The 17,092-nt window shown below is 63.4% G+C and carries 11 protein-coding genes; 10 read left to right on the plus strand and 1 reads right to left on the minus strand.

Going from position 1 to position 17,092, the window contains the following annotated elements; all coding sequences use genetic code 11:
• Positions 1-157 precede the first annotated feature (157 nt).
• Positions 158-2,458, plus strand: coding sequence for an FdhF/YdeP family oxidoreductase (locus AC07SI_RS13825; RefSeq protein ID WP_495005887.1), 2,301 nt, complete (start codon positions 158-160; stop codon positions 2,456-2,458).
• Here AC07SI_RS13825 and AC07SI_RS13830 read toward each other — a convergent pair whose 3' ends face one another.
• On the minus strand, positions 2,459-2,980 hold the full coding sequence (locus AC07SI_RS13830) for an ANTAR domain-containing protein (RefSeq protein ID WP_065904195.1): 522 nt from the start codon (positions 2,978-2,980) through the stop codon (positions 2,459-2,461). It lies immediately after the preceding gene.
• 203 nt (positions 2,981-3,183) lie between these two features.
• On the opposite strand from AC07SI_RS13830, the gene AC07SI_RS13835 reads away from it, so the two are divergent.
• The 9 genes from AC07SI_RS13835 to AC07SI_RS13875 all read left to right on the plus strand — a co-directional run bounded on the left by AC07SI_RS13835 (position 3,184) and on the right by AC07SI_RS13875 (position 17,044).
• Complete coding sequence (locus tag AC07SI_RS13835; RefSeq protein ID WP_495005888.1) at positions 3,184-3,870, plus strand: fimbrial biogenesis chaperone; 687 nt, start codon at positions 3,184-3,186, stop codon at positions 3,868-3,870.
• Between the two features lie 23 nt (positions 3,871-3,893).
• On the plus strand, positions 3,894-4,877 hold the full coding sequence (locus tag AC07SI_RS13840; protein WP_106803271.1) for a fimbrial protein: 984 nt from the start codon (positions 3,894-3,896) through the stop codon (positions 4,875-4,877).
• A 57-nt stretch (positions 4,878-4,934) separates the two neighbouring features.
• The gene (locus AC07SI_RS13845; protein ID WP_495005952.1) at positions 4,935-7,733 is read left to right on the plus strand and encodes an ATP-binding protein; all 2,799 of its coding nucleotides are present in this window, start codon (positions 4,935-4,937) and stop codon (positions 7,731-7,733) included.
• Complete coding sequence (gene pvrR / locus AC07SI_RS13850; RefSeq protein WP_065904201.1) at positions 7,720-8,913, plus strand: response regulator cyclic di-GMP phosphodiesterase PvrR; 1,194 nt, start codon at positions 7,720-7,722, stop codon at positions 8,911-8,913. Before AC07SI_RS13845 ends, pvrR begins: the two co-directional genes overlap by 14 nt.
• Positions 8,914-8,996: 83 nt before the next feature.
• Positions 8,997-12,167 (plus strand): hybrid sensor histidine kinase/response regulator, encoded by a 3,171-nt coding sequence (locus AC07SI_RS13855; RefSeq protein WP_495005889.1) that lies wholly within the window; start codon positions 8,997-8,999, stop codon positions 12,165-12,167.
• Positions 12,168-12,190: 23 nt separating this feature from the next.
• Entirely contained in the window at positions 12,191-12,838 is a 648-nt protein-coding gene (locus tag AC07SI_RS13860) for a response regulator (protein ID WP_065904208.1), read from the plus strand.
• 191 nt (positions 12,839-13,029) lie between these two features.
• Positions 13,030-13,632, plus strand: a complete 603-nt coding sequence (locus AC07SI_RS13865; protein WP_065904210.1) for a fimbrial protein — start codon at positions 13,030-13,032, stop codon at positions 13,630-13,632.
• A 75-nt stretch (positions 13,633-13,707) separates the two neighbouring features.
• Positions 13,708-14,448, plus strand: a complete 741-nt coding sequence (locus AC07SI_RS13870; protein WP_495005890.1) for a fimbrial biogenesis chaperone — start codon at positions 13,708-13,710, stop codon at positions 14,446-14,448.
• 85 nt (positions 14,449-14,533) lie between these two features.
• Positions 14,534-17,044, plus strand: coding sequence for a fimbria/pilus outer membrane usher protein (locus AC07SI_RS13875; RefSeq protein ID WP_495005891.1), 2,511 nt, complete (start codon positions 14,534-14,536; stop codon positions 17,042-17,044).
• Positions 17,045-17,092: the final 48 nt, after the last annotated feature.

Consider the following 17,092-nt stretch of genomic DNA (forward strand, 5'->3'; position numbering starts at 1 on the left):
TGGTGATTCATAGGTCCGGGGCAATCAAATGGATGTTCAACAAATCGGCATGACGTCGGACGAGCGGTGGTCGCCTACCGTCCGGAGATCAGCTCGAACCTTTTGCAGCGCGCATTCGTCACAGCCTTATCCCTCCTGATGACACCCGGGTGCCGCCATGCTGATCTATCCAAAAGCCCATTTTCACCCCTACACCCATGCGAGCGGCGGCTGGGGCTCGGCGCAGTCGGTGATGAAAATCCTGTGGCGCGAGCAGGCTTTCGCCAAGGGCCCGCGGGCGCTGATGAAACAGAACAAGCCGGACGGCTTTGCCTGCGTCAGCTGTGCCTGGGCCAAGCCGGGCAAGCCGCACGCCCTGGAGTTTTGCGAGAACGGCGCGAAGGCCACGGCCTGGGAGTTGACCTCGCTGAAGACCTCGCCGGCGTTCTTCGCCGAGCACACCCTCAGCGAACTGCGCCAATGGTCGGATTACGATTTGGAGCAACACGGGCGGCTGACCCACCCGCTGCGCTACGATCCGGCCACCGACCGCTACCAGGAGACCACCTGGGAGCAGGCATACCGCGAGATCGGCGCGCAGTTGCAGACGATGCAACCCGACAGCGTGGTGTTCTACGCTTCCGGGCGCGCGTCGCTGGAAACCTCGTTCATGTACCAACTGTTCGCCCGGGCCTACGGCACCAACAACCTGCCCGACAGTTCGAACATGTGCCACGAGAGCACCTCGGTGGGGCTGCAGGAAAGCATCGGCATACCGGTCGGCAGCGTGACCCTGGACGATTTCGAACACACCGACTGCCTATTTTTCTTTGGCCAGAACGTCGGCAGCAACGCCCCGCGCATGCTTCATCAACTGCAGGATGCGCGCAAACGCGACGTGCCGATCATCACCTTCAACCCGCTGCGTGAGCGCGGGCTGGAGCGCTTCGTCAATCCGCAGTCGCCGATAGAAATGCTCACGCCGGAATCCACCGTGATCAGCACGCAATACCACCAAGTAGCGATTGGCGGCGATAGCGCCGCCCTGCTCGGCCTGGCCAAGGTGCTGCTGGAGATGGACGACCAGGCGCAGCGCGAGGGGCGCGCGGCGGTGCTCGATCACACCTTTATTGCCCAGCACACCCAGGGTTTCGAGGCCTTCGCGGCGCTGGTGCGGGCTTGCCAATGGCAGACTGTCGAGCGTCAGTCCGGCCTGAGCCGCAGCGCCCTGGAGGCGGCCGCGCAGGTGTATGCGCGCAGCGAGCGGGTGATGATGATCTATGGCATGGGCCTCACCCAGCATCGCCACGGGGTGCAGAACGTGCAGATGCTGGTGAACCTGTTGCTGATGCGCGGCAACTTCGGCAAGCCGGGCGCCGGGATTTGCCCGGTGCGTGGCCACTCCAATGTGCAAGGCCAGCGCACCGTCGGCATTACCGAAGACCCGAAGAAAGTCCCGGTCGAATTGATCGAACAGCACTTCGGCTTCAAGGTGCCCGAGCAGATGGGCCTGTGCACCGTGGACGCCTGCGAAGGCATCCTCGCCGGGCGCGTGCGCGGTTTTATCGGGCTGGGCGGCAACTTCCTGCGCGCGATCCCGGACACCTCGCGCATGGAGCCGGCCTGGCAAACGCTGCAACTCAACGTGCAGATCGCGACCAAGCTCAACCGCACGCACTTGTTGCCTGCAGCCCACCAATGGCTGCTGCCGTGCCTGGGGCGCATCGAGATCGACCGGCAGAACGGCGTCGCCCAGACCTGGGCCACCGAGGACAGCACCGGTTGCATCCACGGCTGGCGCGGCAGCGCGGAACCGGTCGGCCCGCAGGTGCGAGCCGAGGCCAGCATCGTCGCCGGCCTGGCCCTGGCGACCTTGCCGGCCGGTAGCAAGATTGACTGGCAAGGCTGGAGCGCCGACTACTCGCAGGTGCGCACCGCCATTGGCGCAATCTACCCGCAGATCTTCCACGACATGGAAACCCGCATGGCCGAACCGGGTGGTTTCCACCGCCCCATCGCGGTCGCCCGGCGTGAGTGGCTGACCCACAGCGGCAAGGCACAATTCGTGCTGCCCAGCACCCTCAACGAAGATGACGACGTCAATCCCGAGGTGCTGCCACGCGATGTGCTGCAGTTGATGACGCTGCGCAGCAACGATCAATTCAACACCACCATTTATGGCTACGAGGATCGCTTTCGCGGTATCAGCGGCACGCGCGAGGTGATTTTCATGCACCGCAACGATATCGCGCGGCTGGGCTTCGAGAATGGCCAGGGCGTGATGCTGACTACCGCCATAGAGCCGCAGGTCAAGCGCCAGGTGGGGCCGCTGGAGATCGTCGCCTATGACATTCCCGAAGGCTGCGCCGCGGCGTATTACCCTGAATGCAACCCGCTGGTGCCGCTCTGGCACCATGCCGAACGCAGCAAGGTGCCGGCGGCCAAATCGGTGCCGATCCGCCTGAGCCTGGCGGGTTGATCAGCGCTTGGGCGACAGCCCGACCGCGCACGCCACCACCGCCGAATCCTGCGGATAGTGAGCGCGCGGGGTCATCGTGGGCGACAGCAGCCGACCGTCGACGGCGCGCAACATCGGCCGCTCGACGGCTGGCGCGCAATGCTGCGGGTCGATAATTTCCATGCAGCGGCGCAACGAGTTGAAGTCCGGCGACTGCGACAGCGACAAATGCAACGTCTGGCTCACCGACACCGACACCACCGACCCCTGCACGCATTGCCCGTCATAGATCAGCGCGTGGCGGATCAGCGGGTTGTCATGGCAGTACTTCAGCAGGTTGAATGGCCGCGCGCACACCAGCGCCGTGTTGATGATCAACAGGTCGAACGCCACCGTGCCCGAGCGCGTCAAGGCCTGCAGCTCGTCGAACGTGCTCAGCGGGGCGATGCGGTAATAGCCCAGCTGGTTGAGCATTTTCTCGATCTTGATCCGTTGCAGCAGGTCTGCATCGGCAATCAGAAGGCGTAACGCTTTATTGGACATAGGTAAACCTGACAGTTGGGCATCCGCGTCGATCATTCAACGCTGAATACGTTAACCGTCAGCCAGCAAACCTGACTTTAAGGCGATTCTGAAACGGTAGCCGCTCCACCCACGCACTTTTAAGAATCGCCTCAAAGCCCTCGCACTGCCCTGCCCCTACCATGGGCCGCGTCCCTCACGCTCCCCTGGATTCGCCCGTGCTCATGTTTCTACTCAGAATGGTGTTTTTAGCCTGCGCCTTGCTGGCCCTCGCATCACGTCCCGTCAATGCGGCGTTGAAGATCGAGGGCACGCGCCTGATCTATTTCGGCCAGGACAGGGAAGCCACCCTCGGCGTGGTCAACCAGGCGCCGCGTGAAGTAGTGGTGCAGACCTGGATCACCGGCGAGGACGACGCAAGCGGGCGCACCGTGCCGTTCGCCGCCACCGAGCCGCTGGTACAACTGGGCGCCGGCGAGCACCACCGGCTGCGCATCCTGTATGCCGGCGAAGGATTGCCGACCGATCGCGAGTCGCTGCTCTGGCTCAACGTCATGGAAATTCCGCTCAAGCCGCAGGACTCCAACAGCGTGCAGTTTGCAATCCGCCAACGGCTCAAGCTGTTGTATCGCCCGCCCGCGCTCAAGGGGGGATCGAGCGAGGCGGTGCAGCAGTTGGTCTGGAGCCGCAACGACGGGGGCAGCGTGACGGTCAGCAATCCCAGCGCATTTCACCTGTCGCTGGTGGACGTGCAGACCGACAGCCAGGCGCTCAGCGACTACCTGTTGCTCAAGCCCTACGAGCGCAAAAACCTGGACACGCCGAGCCCGCTGGCCGCCGGCACCACCCTCCACTTTACCGAAATCAACGATATCGGCCTGCAGGCGCGCCGTAGCGCGCTGCTCAAATGACCGATCGCGGGGTACTTGCACCTATGTCACCGACCAAACGTTTCCTGCCCCTGCTGCTGTGGGCCTGCGCCGTGTTGCCCGCCACCAGCCATGCGCTGGCCTGCCGCGAGGACGGCACCAACTCGATCATCACCGAGGAGGCGCTGGGCACCGCGCTGGCGGTGGCTGCCGATGCCCCCAACGGCAGCATCATCTGGGAATCCGGCCCGCGCTCGACCAATGTGATCTGCAAGGACGACTACAACCATGGCCGCGAGGAAGTGTATTTCTACGTCAACCCGGCCAACGTGAGCATCGGCACCGGTATCCGCGTGGGCATTCGTTACAACAACCAGCCGATTACCCAAAGCAGCGGCAAAGTCGGCACCGGGTTCTATTCCGACCGTGGCTGCAACCTGGCCAACTGCGTGGGCTGGGACAAGGCGCGCTTCACCCTCAACTTCAGCGTGTTCATCGAAAAATACGACCCTACCCCACCGAGTGGCCAGGCCAGTACCCTGACCTCTTACCGGGTGTTCCAGCTGGACGGCGTACGCGGTCTCAACTCGCGGCCCAACAGCAACTTCAACTATGTGGTCACCGGCATGAACGGCATCCGCTTCGTGCCCTGCACGCCCGAGCTGACCATCACCCCCAGCGTGGTCAACTTCCCGACACCGTCGCGCAAAGCCTCGATCGGCGAAGTCGCCAGCAGCGCCAACTTCAGCCTGAACCTGCGCAAGGGCTGCGACACGCCCTACACCGTCAGTGCGCGCTTCGCGACCACGGCGGGCGGCGGCAGCGTGAGCAACGGCTTGCTGGTGCCGGACAACAACAATTCGGTGGGCATTTCGTTGTCGCGCGCCGAGAGCCAGCAGCAACTGCCGTTCAACGCGTGGTTCACCCTGCAGGAACTGATGGGCCTGGGCCAGAGCCACGATGAATTTCGCGCCGACCTGAAATGGCGCACCCTGCCGCTCCCCGGCGCCTTCGACGCCGCCGTGGTGGTAGATATGTATTACAAGTAGGCGAATTTTAAGGATCGTCTTATGCCCTTGGCGCACGCGGGTCTCTACAGTGCGCCAATGCGATTGAAAAGTTACCTGCTGCAGATCAACCCCGTCCTCTCCCGACCCGAAGCAGCCAGAAGGCTGCTGCGTATTTTTGCGACCGTGCTGCTTATCGGCATCTTCAGCGGGGTGTATACCTTTCTGCTGTCGACCTTCAACAACGACATCTCCCAGCGCCGCGGCTACATGAGCAGCGCCATCGCCGAAGCCCACACTTTTTTCACCAACCGCGAGGCCTTGCTCGAAAGCCTCAGCCTCTCGGCAGTGCGCAAGCAGGCGCGGCTCTACCCCTCCTCCGAAGAAGAACAACACCTGCAACTGGGTGACACGCCGGGCAACCAGTGGAGCATCTGGCTGACCGCGCGGATGCGCGACTACCTCAAGGCCAAGCAGGTCAACCTGCTCTATGTGAACACCGGCCCCGAGCCGCAGGTGACGCGCCTGTACGACTCGACCGCGCAAGTGCTGCCGATTTCCAAGTGCCTGCTCAATCGCCTCAAGGCCCTGCAACGCAGCGACCCGTCGACGCTCAAAGAGCTGTGGCTCAGCGACAAGACCGAGCACCACTCGCACCTCTATCTCTTCATCCGCCTGGACGAGCGCGACCCGCGCTCCGGCTGGCTGGGCCTGGAGATGGAAAGCCGCGAGGTGTCCCAGACCCTCAGCGAACAGAGCGCCGGCGAGTTCATGATGCTCAATTCCCAGGGCATGCTGGTGTTCACCAACAGCGACGATGCGCAGTGGAGCCAGCAACGCCTCAAGCCCCAGGAAGAGAGTTTTTTCGGCTTTGTCGGCAACGGCTGGCTGCCCGATCACCTGGTGATTCGCAAGCACCTGAAGTCTTCGGACTGGCAACTGATGTACTCCATCGACCTGCACGCCGTGGTCTCCGGGCTGTGGAAGCAGCTGCTCGGTTCGCTGCTGTTCTGCCTGCTCAGCGTGACGCTGATCTGGCTGGTGATGCGCCGTGTCGACCAGCGTTTCATCATCCCCTCGATCCACCGTATCCAGGCGCTGATCGAAAGCGAGGCGTTCGGCCGCGATGTGATCCAGACCGCGCCCGTCGCCCTCTGCGTGCTGCGCCGCACCGACGGCCAGGTGGTGCTGGAAAACACCCTGGCCCAGCAATGGCTGGGCCATGGCCCGGAGCGTGAGGCATTGCGCGCAGGCTGGATCGAGCAGGCGTTTGCCGATGACGCCCACGAACACTGCGATTACTTTGAAACCATCGACGGCCGCCACCTGTACCTGAGCAGCGCCCCCACCCGTTATCGCGGCGAAGACGTGTTGTTTTGTGCATTCAGCGATATCAGTGCGCGCAAGCAGGTCGAGGCGGCGCTGGAGGAAGCCCGCCAGTCAGCCGATGCCGCCAACGCTGCCAAGACCCTGTTCCTGGCGACCATGAGCCATGAAATCCGCACGCCGCTGTATGGCGTGCTCGGCACCCTCGAACTGCTGGCGCGCACGCAACTGGACGCCCAGCAGAAGGACTACCTGCACGCCATCGAAGGGTCGTCCTCGACCCTGCTGCAGTTGATCTGCGACGTGCTCGATGTGTCGAAGATCGAGGCCGGCCAACTGGCCCTGGAGTTGAGTGAGTTTTCGCCGCTGGAGCTGGTGCACGAAATCATCCAGGGCTACGCCGCAGCCGCGCAGGGCAAGGGCCTGCAACTGTATGCCTGCTTCGACCCGAAGTTGCCGGAACGGCTGATCGGTGACGTGACGCGCATCCGCCAGATTCTCAACAACCTGCTCAACAACGCAGTGAAGTTCACCGACTACGGGCGCGTGGTGTTGCGGGTCAAGGTGCTGGGGCGCGACGGCGAGCGCTCGAGTCTGCTGTGGCAGGTGTCGGACACCGGCAAAGGCATTGCCCAGGAAGACCAGGCGATGATTTTCGAACCGTTCTACCAGAGCGAAGGCAATACCAACGTCGTCGCCGGCACGGGCCTGGGGCTGCCCATCTGCCAGCGCCTCACGGAGTTGATGAACGGCAATATCCGCATGGTCAGCGAAATGGGCCTGGGCAGCAGTTTCAGCCTGATCCTGCCGCTGGAAGAAGCGCCCACCCCGCCGATGACCCCGCTGCTGGCCGAGACCATCTACGTGGTCGCGCCGATCCCCGAGCTGGCGCACTCCATCAGCGGCTGGCTGCGGCGCTGGGGCGCCAGGGCGCAGACCGGCCTGCCGACGCTGGCGGACAGTCATCTGCTGCTGCAAGTGCATCCGGGCAGCGTCGACCCGTCGCTCGCGCCCGAGTGGCCGGGCCCGGTGATCCACGTGAGCAGCAACGCCTGCACCGCCGTGGAAGGCGACGCCGGCGCGTGGCACGTCAACCTCAATCACCTGGCGGCGATTCACCAGGCCGTCAGTCAGGCGCAAGGGCTGTGGGTGGCCCGTAGCGACGAGCAAATACGCCAGCGTGACTTGAGCAAACTCAACCTGCATCTGCTGGTGGCCGAGGACAACATCATCAACCAGCTGATATTGCGCGACCAACTCGAAGAACTCGGCTGCACCGTGGAGCTGGCGGCCGATGGCCAGGAAGCGTTGCAGCTGTACACCGCCGGCAACTTCGATGTGGTGTTGACGGACGTGAACATGCCCCACATCAACGGTTATGAACTGGCGCGCGAATTACGTCGCCAGGGCTGCCCGTTGCCGATCATCGGGGCCACCGCCAACGCCATGCGCGGCGAGGCCGACCTGTGCCTGGCCGCCGGCATGAACCATTGCCTGGTCAAACCCTTTGCGTTGCGGGCTCTATTCAACTCCCTGGCGCCTTATGCACGGAACACCCATGAAGCCCCTTAGTATTTTGATAGTCGAGGACCACCCCCTGCAGCACATCTACCTGCAGCACCTGCTCAGTGAGTTGGGGGATTTCAGGCTCGAAACCGCCGAGGACGGCAAAGAAGCGCTGGAGCGATTGCGCCAGCGCGATTTCGACCTGGTACTCACCGACCTGCTGATGCCCGGCATGGACGGCGTGCAGTTTATCCAGTGCCTGGCCAGCCTGCGCTGCAAGCCGGCGCTGGCGATCATGAGCGCGGCGTCGCGGCGCATGTTGATGGCGGCCAGCCTGGTGGCGAAAAACCTCGATGTGGAGGTAATCGGGCTGATCTCCAAACCGGTCGCCGCCGACGCCTTGCGCAGCCTGGTGGACCAGTTGCGCAACCGGGTACGCACGCCCTCCCCCGAACTGCCCGAGCACCTGGACATCGACCGCCACACGCTGGTCCAGGCCATGAGCGCGGGCCAGTTCCAGGCCTGGTTCCAACCGAAAAAATCCCTCGCCAACGGGCGTATCGTCGCCGCCGAGGCCTTGGTGCGTTGGATGCACCCCGAGCAAGGCGTGATGCTGCCCGCCGCGTTCCTGCCGGCGATCAAGGCCTTCGAGCTGGAGGAACGGCTGTTGTGGCTGGTGCTCAAGCAGGCAATCTACGCCCAGGAGCAGTGGCGTCAGCGCGGCTATGAAATCCCGGTGTCGATCAACCTGCCCACCCACCTGCTCAACAGCCACGACCTGGCCGACCGTTTGCTGGAATTCGTGCTGCACCACGACGGTATCCCGGGGATGATCTGCTTCGAGTTGATGGAATGCTCGGTGCCACAGGACATCAGCAACTTCTACGCCGGCGCCTGCCGCTTGCGCATCAAAGGCTTCGGCCTGTCCCAGGATGACTTCGGCAAGGGCTACAGCTCCTACCTCAACCTGGTGTCCACGCCGTTTACCGAACTCAAGATCGACCAGGCGCTGGTCCAGGGCAGCCATGACAACGAAGGCATCGCCCAGGCCTTGGCGAGCATCATTGCGCTGGGCCGCAAACTCGGCCTGACCGTGGTCGCCGAAGGCGTGGAGACGCCCCAACAACTGGCGTTACTGCGCAAGATCGACTGCAACCAGGTGCAGGGTTTCCTGATCTCCCACGCGGTGTCTTCGGATCAATTTCAACAACTTCTGAACAATGATGGCCCTGCGACATCTCACTAGCAGCCGGCCCTGGATTATTTGCTCTTTAATAAGGAGTAAGCTCCCTCCAGTGCCGATTTATCCTGCGCCTGCGGAACCCCCTGATGAAGCACAACAACGCGATACTCGAAGCCTTCACCCGCAGCTCCCTGCGCCTGAACAAAGGCCTGATGGTGCTGATTGGCATCGCGTTGTTGCTGATACTGACCAACTACTGGTCGTTGCAACGCGGAGTCGAAACCCGCTACGGCGCGACGCGCTTTCATTTCGCGCGGCTGATGGAAAACCTGACGGAGCAGGAGTCGTACCTCAGGAGCCTGACGCACCCCGGCATCCAGGCCGAACTGCTGCGTGCGACCAACGTGCAGGTGAGCCTGAAAAGCCGCATGGTCGACAACCACCGCACGCTGTACGAAGGCCAGAAGTACTCGTTTTCGGTGCCGTTCAGCGTCAAGTTCGATGAGCAGCAAGTCGGCCCCGCCGCGCGGCCGCAGATTTTCGCCCTCGGCGCGCACCTGACCAGCTACTACAGCGCGTTCTGGTCTTCTTCGCCGTACGAGGCGCCGCAAACCTTTCTATTCAATCGCCACACCCACTACACCATCACGGTGCCGTCGGTGGGCTACCAGCGTCGAGAGAACACTGAGGAAACCGGCAACCTCGTGGCGCTGGTCAACGCCGTGCAGCAAACCCTGGAAAACACCCCGCAGCCGCTCGAGCAGAACCGCGTGTATTGGCAGGCCGGCCCCGCGCCCGGGCACTTGCTGGCCTATATCGGACTGCCGCTGGACGGCCAGGAACAGGCGGTGGTCGGCACCTTGCTCGACCTCGCGCGGGTCGACGATGTACAGCGCGCGCTGGACCGCTCGGCCTTTGATCGCTTGACCCTGATCGCGCCCGACGGCACCCGGCTGGCAGGACCGGACGTCGGGCAGCTCAGCGATGGCGTGCACTTCAATGCCGATGGCTTTGAATTCAAGATGACCCAGCCAGGCGACCAGCCGTGGAGCGCGGTCTATGGCCTGAACTACTCGCACTTCTTCCACTCCGCGCTGTGGCCGCTGAGCAGCCTGGCGCTGTTCTTCGTCGGCCTGGTGACCCTGGGCTGGGGCGGCAGCCGCTGGTACCGGCGCCAGGTGATCAACCCGGCGCGCCTGGCCCACGAGCGCATTGCCGAAAGCGTGGCCTTCAGCCGGGTGATCATCGACACCGCGCCCACCGGCTTGTGCGTGGTGCGGCGCAGCGACAGCAAGGTCCTCATCGAGAACCAGCGCGCCCAGCAATGGCCCGGCACCGCGCGCCTGGTGGCCGCCATGGCCGGCACGCATGACAGCGCCGAGAGCGGCGAGACGCACCTGGAAATCGAAGGCCGGCACCTGCAGATCGGCTTTGTGTCGACCCGTTATCAGGCCGAAGACGTGCGCCTCTACGCCTTCAACGACATCACCCGCCACATCGACGACGCCCAGGCACTCGAAGATGCACGCCGCGCCGCCGATGCCGCCAACGAGGCCAAGACATTATTCCTGGCGACCATGAGCCATGAAATCCGCACGCCGCTGTATGGCGTGCTCGGCACCCTCGAACTGCTCGGGCTGACCGACCTCGACCCGCACCAGCAAACCTACCTGCACACCATCCAGCGCTCGTCCGGCACGCTGTTCCAGCTGATCAGCGATGTGCTGGACGTGTCGAAAATCGAGTCCGGGCAAATGGCGATAGAGGCCGTGGATTTCTGCCCGCTGGACATGCTCGAAGACACCCTGCACACCTACGCCGCGTCCGCCCAGCGCAAGGGCTTGCAGCTCTACAGTTGCATCGATGCGCAATTGCCCGATTGCGTGATGGGCGACCCGATGCGTATTCGCCAGATTCTCAACAACCTGGTGAGCAACGCCATCAAGTTCACCGACATCGGGCGCGTGGTGATTCGCGCCAGGGTCACGGCGCGCGACGCCGGCAACGTCGACCTGGAATGGCAGGTCACCGACTCCGGCGTCGGTATCCCCGAGGCCCAGCAGGCCAAGCTGTTCGATCTGTTCTACCAGGCACCGGACACCGCCAGCGAAGGCGGGGCCGGGCTGGGGCTGCCGATTTGCCGGTGGCTGGCGCAGATGATGGACGGTGAGATCCGCGTAGTCAGCGAGCCGGGCCTGGGCAGCAGCTTTACCCTGAAATTGCGCCTGCCACTGTGTGGCGGTGCGCTGACCCAGTTGCCGTTGATCGAGCCCAGCCCGACGCCGGTGTATGTGCAGGCGCCGGTGCGCGAACTGGCGCAGTCGATGAGTGACTGGCTCAATCGCCTGGGCATCGCGGCGGCGCTGGCGGCGACCACCCAGGAGCAGGACAGCCGCCATGCAGTGCTGGTCGACCTGCTGCCCGGCGACCCCGCCCAACCCTGGGCCGGCCAACGCGTGCGCTGCCTGCCAGGCGCTCACAGCCCGCCACTGCACACCGAGCAGGGCTGGGTCGTCGACCTGCACGACGTGCGCGCCATCGCTGCCACCGTGTCGCTGGCGCAGCACGGCAAGCACGAGCAACCGCCAGCGGCCCGGCCACACAGTGCCGGGCAACTGGGGCTGCGCATCCTGGTGGCCGAGGACAACCCGGTCAACCAGGCGATCATCAAGGAACAGCTGGAGGCGCTCGGTTGCTCGGTGACCCTGGCGGCCAACGGCGAGCAGGCGTTGCAGCTGTGGCTGCCGCAGGCCTTCGACCTGGTGCTCACCGACGTGAATATGCCGTTGATGAATGGCTATGAACTCGCCCGCGCCCTGCGCGAGCATGATCCGCAGTTGCCGATTATCGGCGTGACCGCCAACGCGATGCGCGAGGAAGGCGTGCGCTGCCTGGCGGTGGGCATGAACGCCTGGATCGTCAAGCCGTTGAGCCTGCAGACCCTGCGCGGCCAGTTGATCAGACTGTGCAAGGTCAAGCCGCCGGTCGAGCCCGACCTCGTGCCCTGCGACGACAGCGTGCAGTTGTCGGAGACCATGCGCCCGTTGTTCATCAGCAGCGTAGAGCAGGACCTGCAACGCATCGGCACGGCGCTCGAACGCCGCGATGCGCGTGCCCTCGGCCAACTGCTGCATTCGGCCGCCGGCGCATTGGGCGCCGTGCAGGCCCTCGACCTGGCCCAGGCCTGTATCGAACTGGAAGACCAACTTAACCGCGGCAGCCTCGACACTGCCCTTGCGCTCAAGGTGAAGGCGGTGATGCAGCGCCTGTCGGCCGTCCTGGACACGCTTCGGCCCGGGCACCCTTCACTCACCTGAACTGGCACTACGGACGGCCCTTTATGAAAAAATTCAACGTGGTAATCGCGGACGATCACCCGATCGTATTGCTGGGCGTTCGCGAGCTGGTGGAACGCGACACCCGCTTCCAAGTGGTCGGCGAGGCCGTGTGTTCAGCCGGGCTGATCGCGCTGTTGCAGCGCCAGGGCGTCGACATTGTGATCACCGACTACAACATGCCGGGCGACTCGCCCTACGGCGATGGCCTGAAACTGGTGGAGTACCTCAAGCGGCATTTCCCGCAGGTGCAGATCCTGATCCTGACGATGATTTCCAACCAGCTGATTCTCACCCGCCTGCAGGAGTTGGGCGTGGTCGGCATCATCCAGAAAAGCCAGTTGCACACCGAGATCCAACTGGCGCTCAAGGCGATTGCCCAGAAGAGCGCCTATCGCAGCCTGGAACCGCCGAAGACATCAGTGATCGAGACCCTCACGGACTTCGACGAGCGCTTCACCAGCCTGTCGCCCAAGGAGTTCGAGATCCTGCGTTTGTTTATCTCGGGCATGAGCGTGAGTGATATTGCGCGCAGCCAGAATCGAAGTTCCAAGACCATCAGTGCGCAAAAGATATCGGCCATGCGCAAACTTGAAGTGAGCAGCGACCAGGACCTGCTCGCTTATTGCCTGGCGCGTAATATCTTCAACTGACCTGCCCCTCCAGCAAGCCATTCAAGGCAATGGCTTCGCCCCGCCCCCGCCCCTGACCGCTCTAGACCGAAGCTCTCCCGCCTGCTCCAGGGTTTATAAGAATCGTCTTATGTCGTCCAAACCTTGGACTTTTTATTCTTGCCCCGCAGTTCAACAACCGCACTTTCCAACTCACACTAACGGACATCATCATGAAGAAGTTTTCCCTGGCTGTTATCGCCTCGGCCCTGGTTGCGGCCTCCGGCAGCGCATTTGCCGATGAAACGGCACCGACGCCGACCCTGGGCGGCAGCGGCAAAATTACCTTCACTGGCGTGATCAACAATGACGCGTGCTCGGTGGACGGCGCCAACTCCGACCGCACCATCTCCGTGGACATGGGCAACGTCTCGATCAAGGACATGGGCACCGCCGAAAACCCAACCGCAGGTCGCGTGACCGCCAAAGACTTCAACCTGAACGTCAACTGCAACCAGGGCACCAAAGTCGCGATGATCTTTGACGCCAACAACGGCGGTTCGGGCCTGGTCACCGGCAAGAAAGTCCTGGCCCTGAACCCGGGTTCGGCCACCGCGCAAAACGTCGGCATCGCCCTGCTCGACAGCAAAGGCAGCCTGATCGACCTCAGCTCGCCGAGCACCGCACGCATTGAAAGCACCATGCACGGTCAGGGCACTGAAGGCGGCGACGCCACCATGAGCTTCGCAGCCGCCTACGTCACCACCGGTGCCGCCGGTGCCTCCACCGCCGGTCGCGGTGACGCGACCCTGCCGTTCATCCTGCAATACGAGTAACTCGGCGCGCCTGAGCACCGAACGCGCGAGGCCCTGCGGCCTCGCCATTTATTTTTGATGACACCGGACACCCTCATGCAGCCTCGTATTATCACCGCGAGCCTGGTGCTGCTGGGCATGCTTATGGCTACCCAGGCCACCGCCAGCATTTCACTCAACGCCACGCGTATCGTGTTCGATGGCAGCCACAAGGAAGCCAATATCACCGTGCGCAACGGCAACCAGGACGTGTTGATTCAGTCCTGGGTCGACATGAACGACGCCAGTGGCAGCCGTGCACCGTTTGCCGTCACCCCGCCCCTGGCACGGGTGTTTGCCAAGGAGCAGCAACTGCTGCGCATCCTCTATCAAGGCGCCGGCATGCCGACCGACCGCGAGTCGGTGGTGTGGCTCAATGTGCAGGAAATCCCCAAGGCTAGTGAGGCCGAGAACACGTTGCAGTTGGCCATCCGCCAACGCATCAAGATCTTCTACCGCCCTGCCGGCTTGCCCGGCAATGCGTTGCAAGCCCCGGCGCAGCTGGAGTGGCGCCTGGCCAAACAGGGCACGCAAACCCTGCTGCTGGTGAAGAACCCGACGCTGTACCACGTGTCGATGGCCGACATCAAAGTGCAGGCGCAACTGGCCAGCGACTCCACCATGATTGCGCCCGGCGAGGCGAAACAGTTCCCGCTCAGCGCGACGCCCGCCAGCGGTCCGGTGCAGTTGTCGTTTTCCAGCATCAATGACTACGGCGCGCAAAACAACTACACCGCGCCCCTGTCCATCGGCGCTGCGGCAGCCGCGTACGCGACTGAATCGCGCCTCAAACCCTAAGCACTTCGTCTAACCCACAGGCTCACTTCGCGTGCGTGTTTGCGTGCCCGGCTGTTCGCCAACCAGGGATGTCACAGGTCTTCGCATGTCTTTTATTTCCAGCAACAGGCCCGTCCGTGGCGCACTGAAGTTGAAGACGCTGTCGCTCGCGATTGCCGCCAGCCTGCCCGCCTGGGCACTGGCCGCCGAGCCTGCGGAAACCTTCAACACCACCTTCCTGCAAGGCGCGCAGTCCGCCGTCGACCTGCAGCAATTGCTGTCGGCCAACAGCGTGCTGCCGGGCACTTACCGCGTCGACCTGTACAGCAACGAGGTGCTGGTGGGTCGCCGTGACATCGACTTCAAGCGCAACCCCGGGAACGGTCGCGTCGAAGCCTGCCTGACCCTCGACCTGCTCAAGCAACTGGGCATCGACATGGCCCGCTTGCAGGCCCAGGGCAAGCTGGATCCGCAGCACCCGCAGGACTGCTACGCGCTCGCCGAGATGATTGAGGAGGCCAGCGTGCGCTACGACAGCAGCCGCCTGCGCCTGCTGGCGAGCATTCCGCAGGTGGCCATGCAGCGCGGTTTGCGCGGGTATGTCGACCCGCAGTTGTGGGACGACGGCGTGCCTGCCGCGTTCATCAACTACCAGCTCAACAGCAACCGCAGCGCTGGCGACGCCGACACACGCATCAACAACAACCTTGGCCTGCGCAACGGCATCAACCTGGGTGCCTGGCGCCTGCGCAACGAGTCGAACATGAATGGCGGCACCGGGCGCTCAAACACGTTCACCAGCAATCGCACCTACCTGCAGCATGACGTCACGCCGATCAAGGGCCAGTTCAGCGCCGGTGAGATTTTCTCCGACGCCGACCTGTTTGACAGCGTGCGCTATCGCGGCTTGAAACTGGCCTCGGATGACGGCATGCGCGCCGACAGCGAGCGCGGTTATGCGCCGGTAATTCGGGGGGTGGCGCAGACCAACGCGACCGTCGAAATCCGCCAGAACGACTACATCCTCTACACCGCCAACGTCGCACCGGGGCCGTTCGAAATCAACGACATCTACCCCAGCGGCTCCAACGGTGACCTGGAAATCACCGTGATCGAGTCCGACGGCAGCCGCCGCGTGACGATGCAGGCGTTCTCCAGCCTGCCGATCATGGTGCGTGAGGGGCAAGTCAAATACAGCCTCTCGGCGGGTACCTTCAAGAGCAATGCCGACGGTTTGGCGACGCCGCGTTTTATCAGCAGCACCCTGGCGTACGGCTTGACCAGCAACCTCAGCGGCATCGTCGGTGTGCAAGCCAGCGAGGACTACAGCGCGCTGTCGATCGGCGCCGGCAAGAACACCGCGCTGGGTGCGTTTTCCCTGGATGCCACGCATTCATCCAGCAAGGCCCGTGGGCAAACCACCCAGGGCAGTAGCGTGCGCGCGCTGTATGCCAAGACGTTTGCCGGCACCGACACCAACTTCACCCTGGCCGCCTACCGCTACTCCACCGAGGGCTACCGCACCCTCACCGACCACGTCGAAGACATGAGCGAAGACGTGCGCGTGCGCACCGGCCATTCGAAAACCCGCACCGACCTGACCATCAACCAGAGCCTGGGCCGCAACAATGCGTTCGGCAGCCTGTATGTGAACGCCAGTGACCAGCGCTACTGGAATCGCGGTGGGTCGCAGAGCTTTTCGGCCGGCTACACCAGCAACTGGGGTGACTTGAGCTACAACCTCGGCGTGACGCGCACCAAGCAAATCGTGACCTGGGGCGCGCCGAGCAGCGACACGCAATTGAACCTGTCCATCTCGTTCCCGCTGGGCAGCCAGGCGCGCGCACCGCGGGCGTTTGTCACCACCAGCCGCCAGCACGGCGACACCACCACCCAGGCGGGTATCAATGGCTACGTCGCCGACACCAGCGACACCTTTTATTCGGTGCAAGCGGGCCACAGCGACACCAGCGGCAGTTCCGGTTCGGTGAACCTCAACAGCCGCACCTCCATGGCAGACGTGAGCCTCGGCTACAGCCAGGGCCAGGGCTACAACTCGCAGAACCTCAACATCGCCGGCTCCGTGGTGGCCCATGCAGGCGGCATCAACCTGGGTCAAACCGTCAGCGAAACTTTCGCGCTGGCTGAAGTACCGGGCATCTCCGGGGCGAAGATCAGCAGCTACAGCGGCGTGGAGACCGGCTACAACGGCTATGCGGTGATCCCGACGGCGCAACCTTACCGGGTCAACTGGATCAGTCTGGACACCCGTGACCTGGGCGGCAATGTGGAAGTCACCAACGCCACCCAACAACTGGTGCCACGCCGAGGCGCCGTGGTCGTCGCGCATTACAGCGGCACCACCGGGCGGCGGGTACTGTTCGAGTTGTTTGATGCACAGCACAAACCGCTGTCGTTCGGCGCTTCGCTGGAAGATGGCAACGGCAAGCAACTGGCAATTGCCGACCCGAATGGGAATGCGCTGGCGTTGGTCGAGCAGGATCAAGGTACGTTAGTGATCAAGTGGGGCGACCAGCAATGCAATGCCCACTATGCGCTGGCACCTCAGAACAAGGCGCTGAACTATGAACGCCAGGCGTTGGTGTGTGCGCCTTGAAGCTGGGGTAGAAGGCCAACAGGTGGGATTGAGGTAGGGCCCAGGCAC

Source organism: Pseudomonas sp. GW821-FHT05D12 (genome assembly GCF_059419825.1).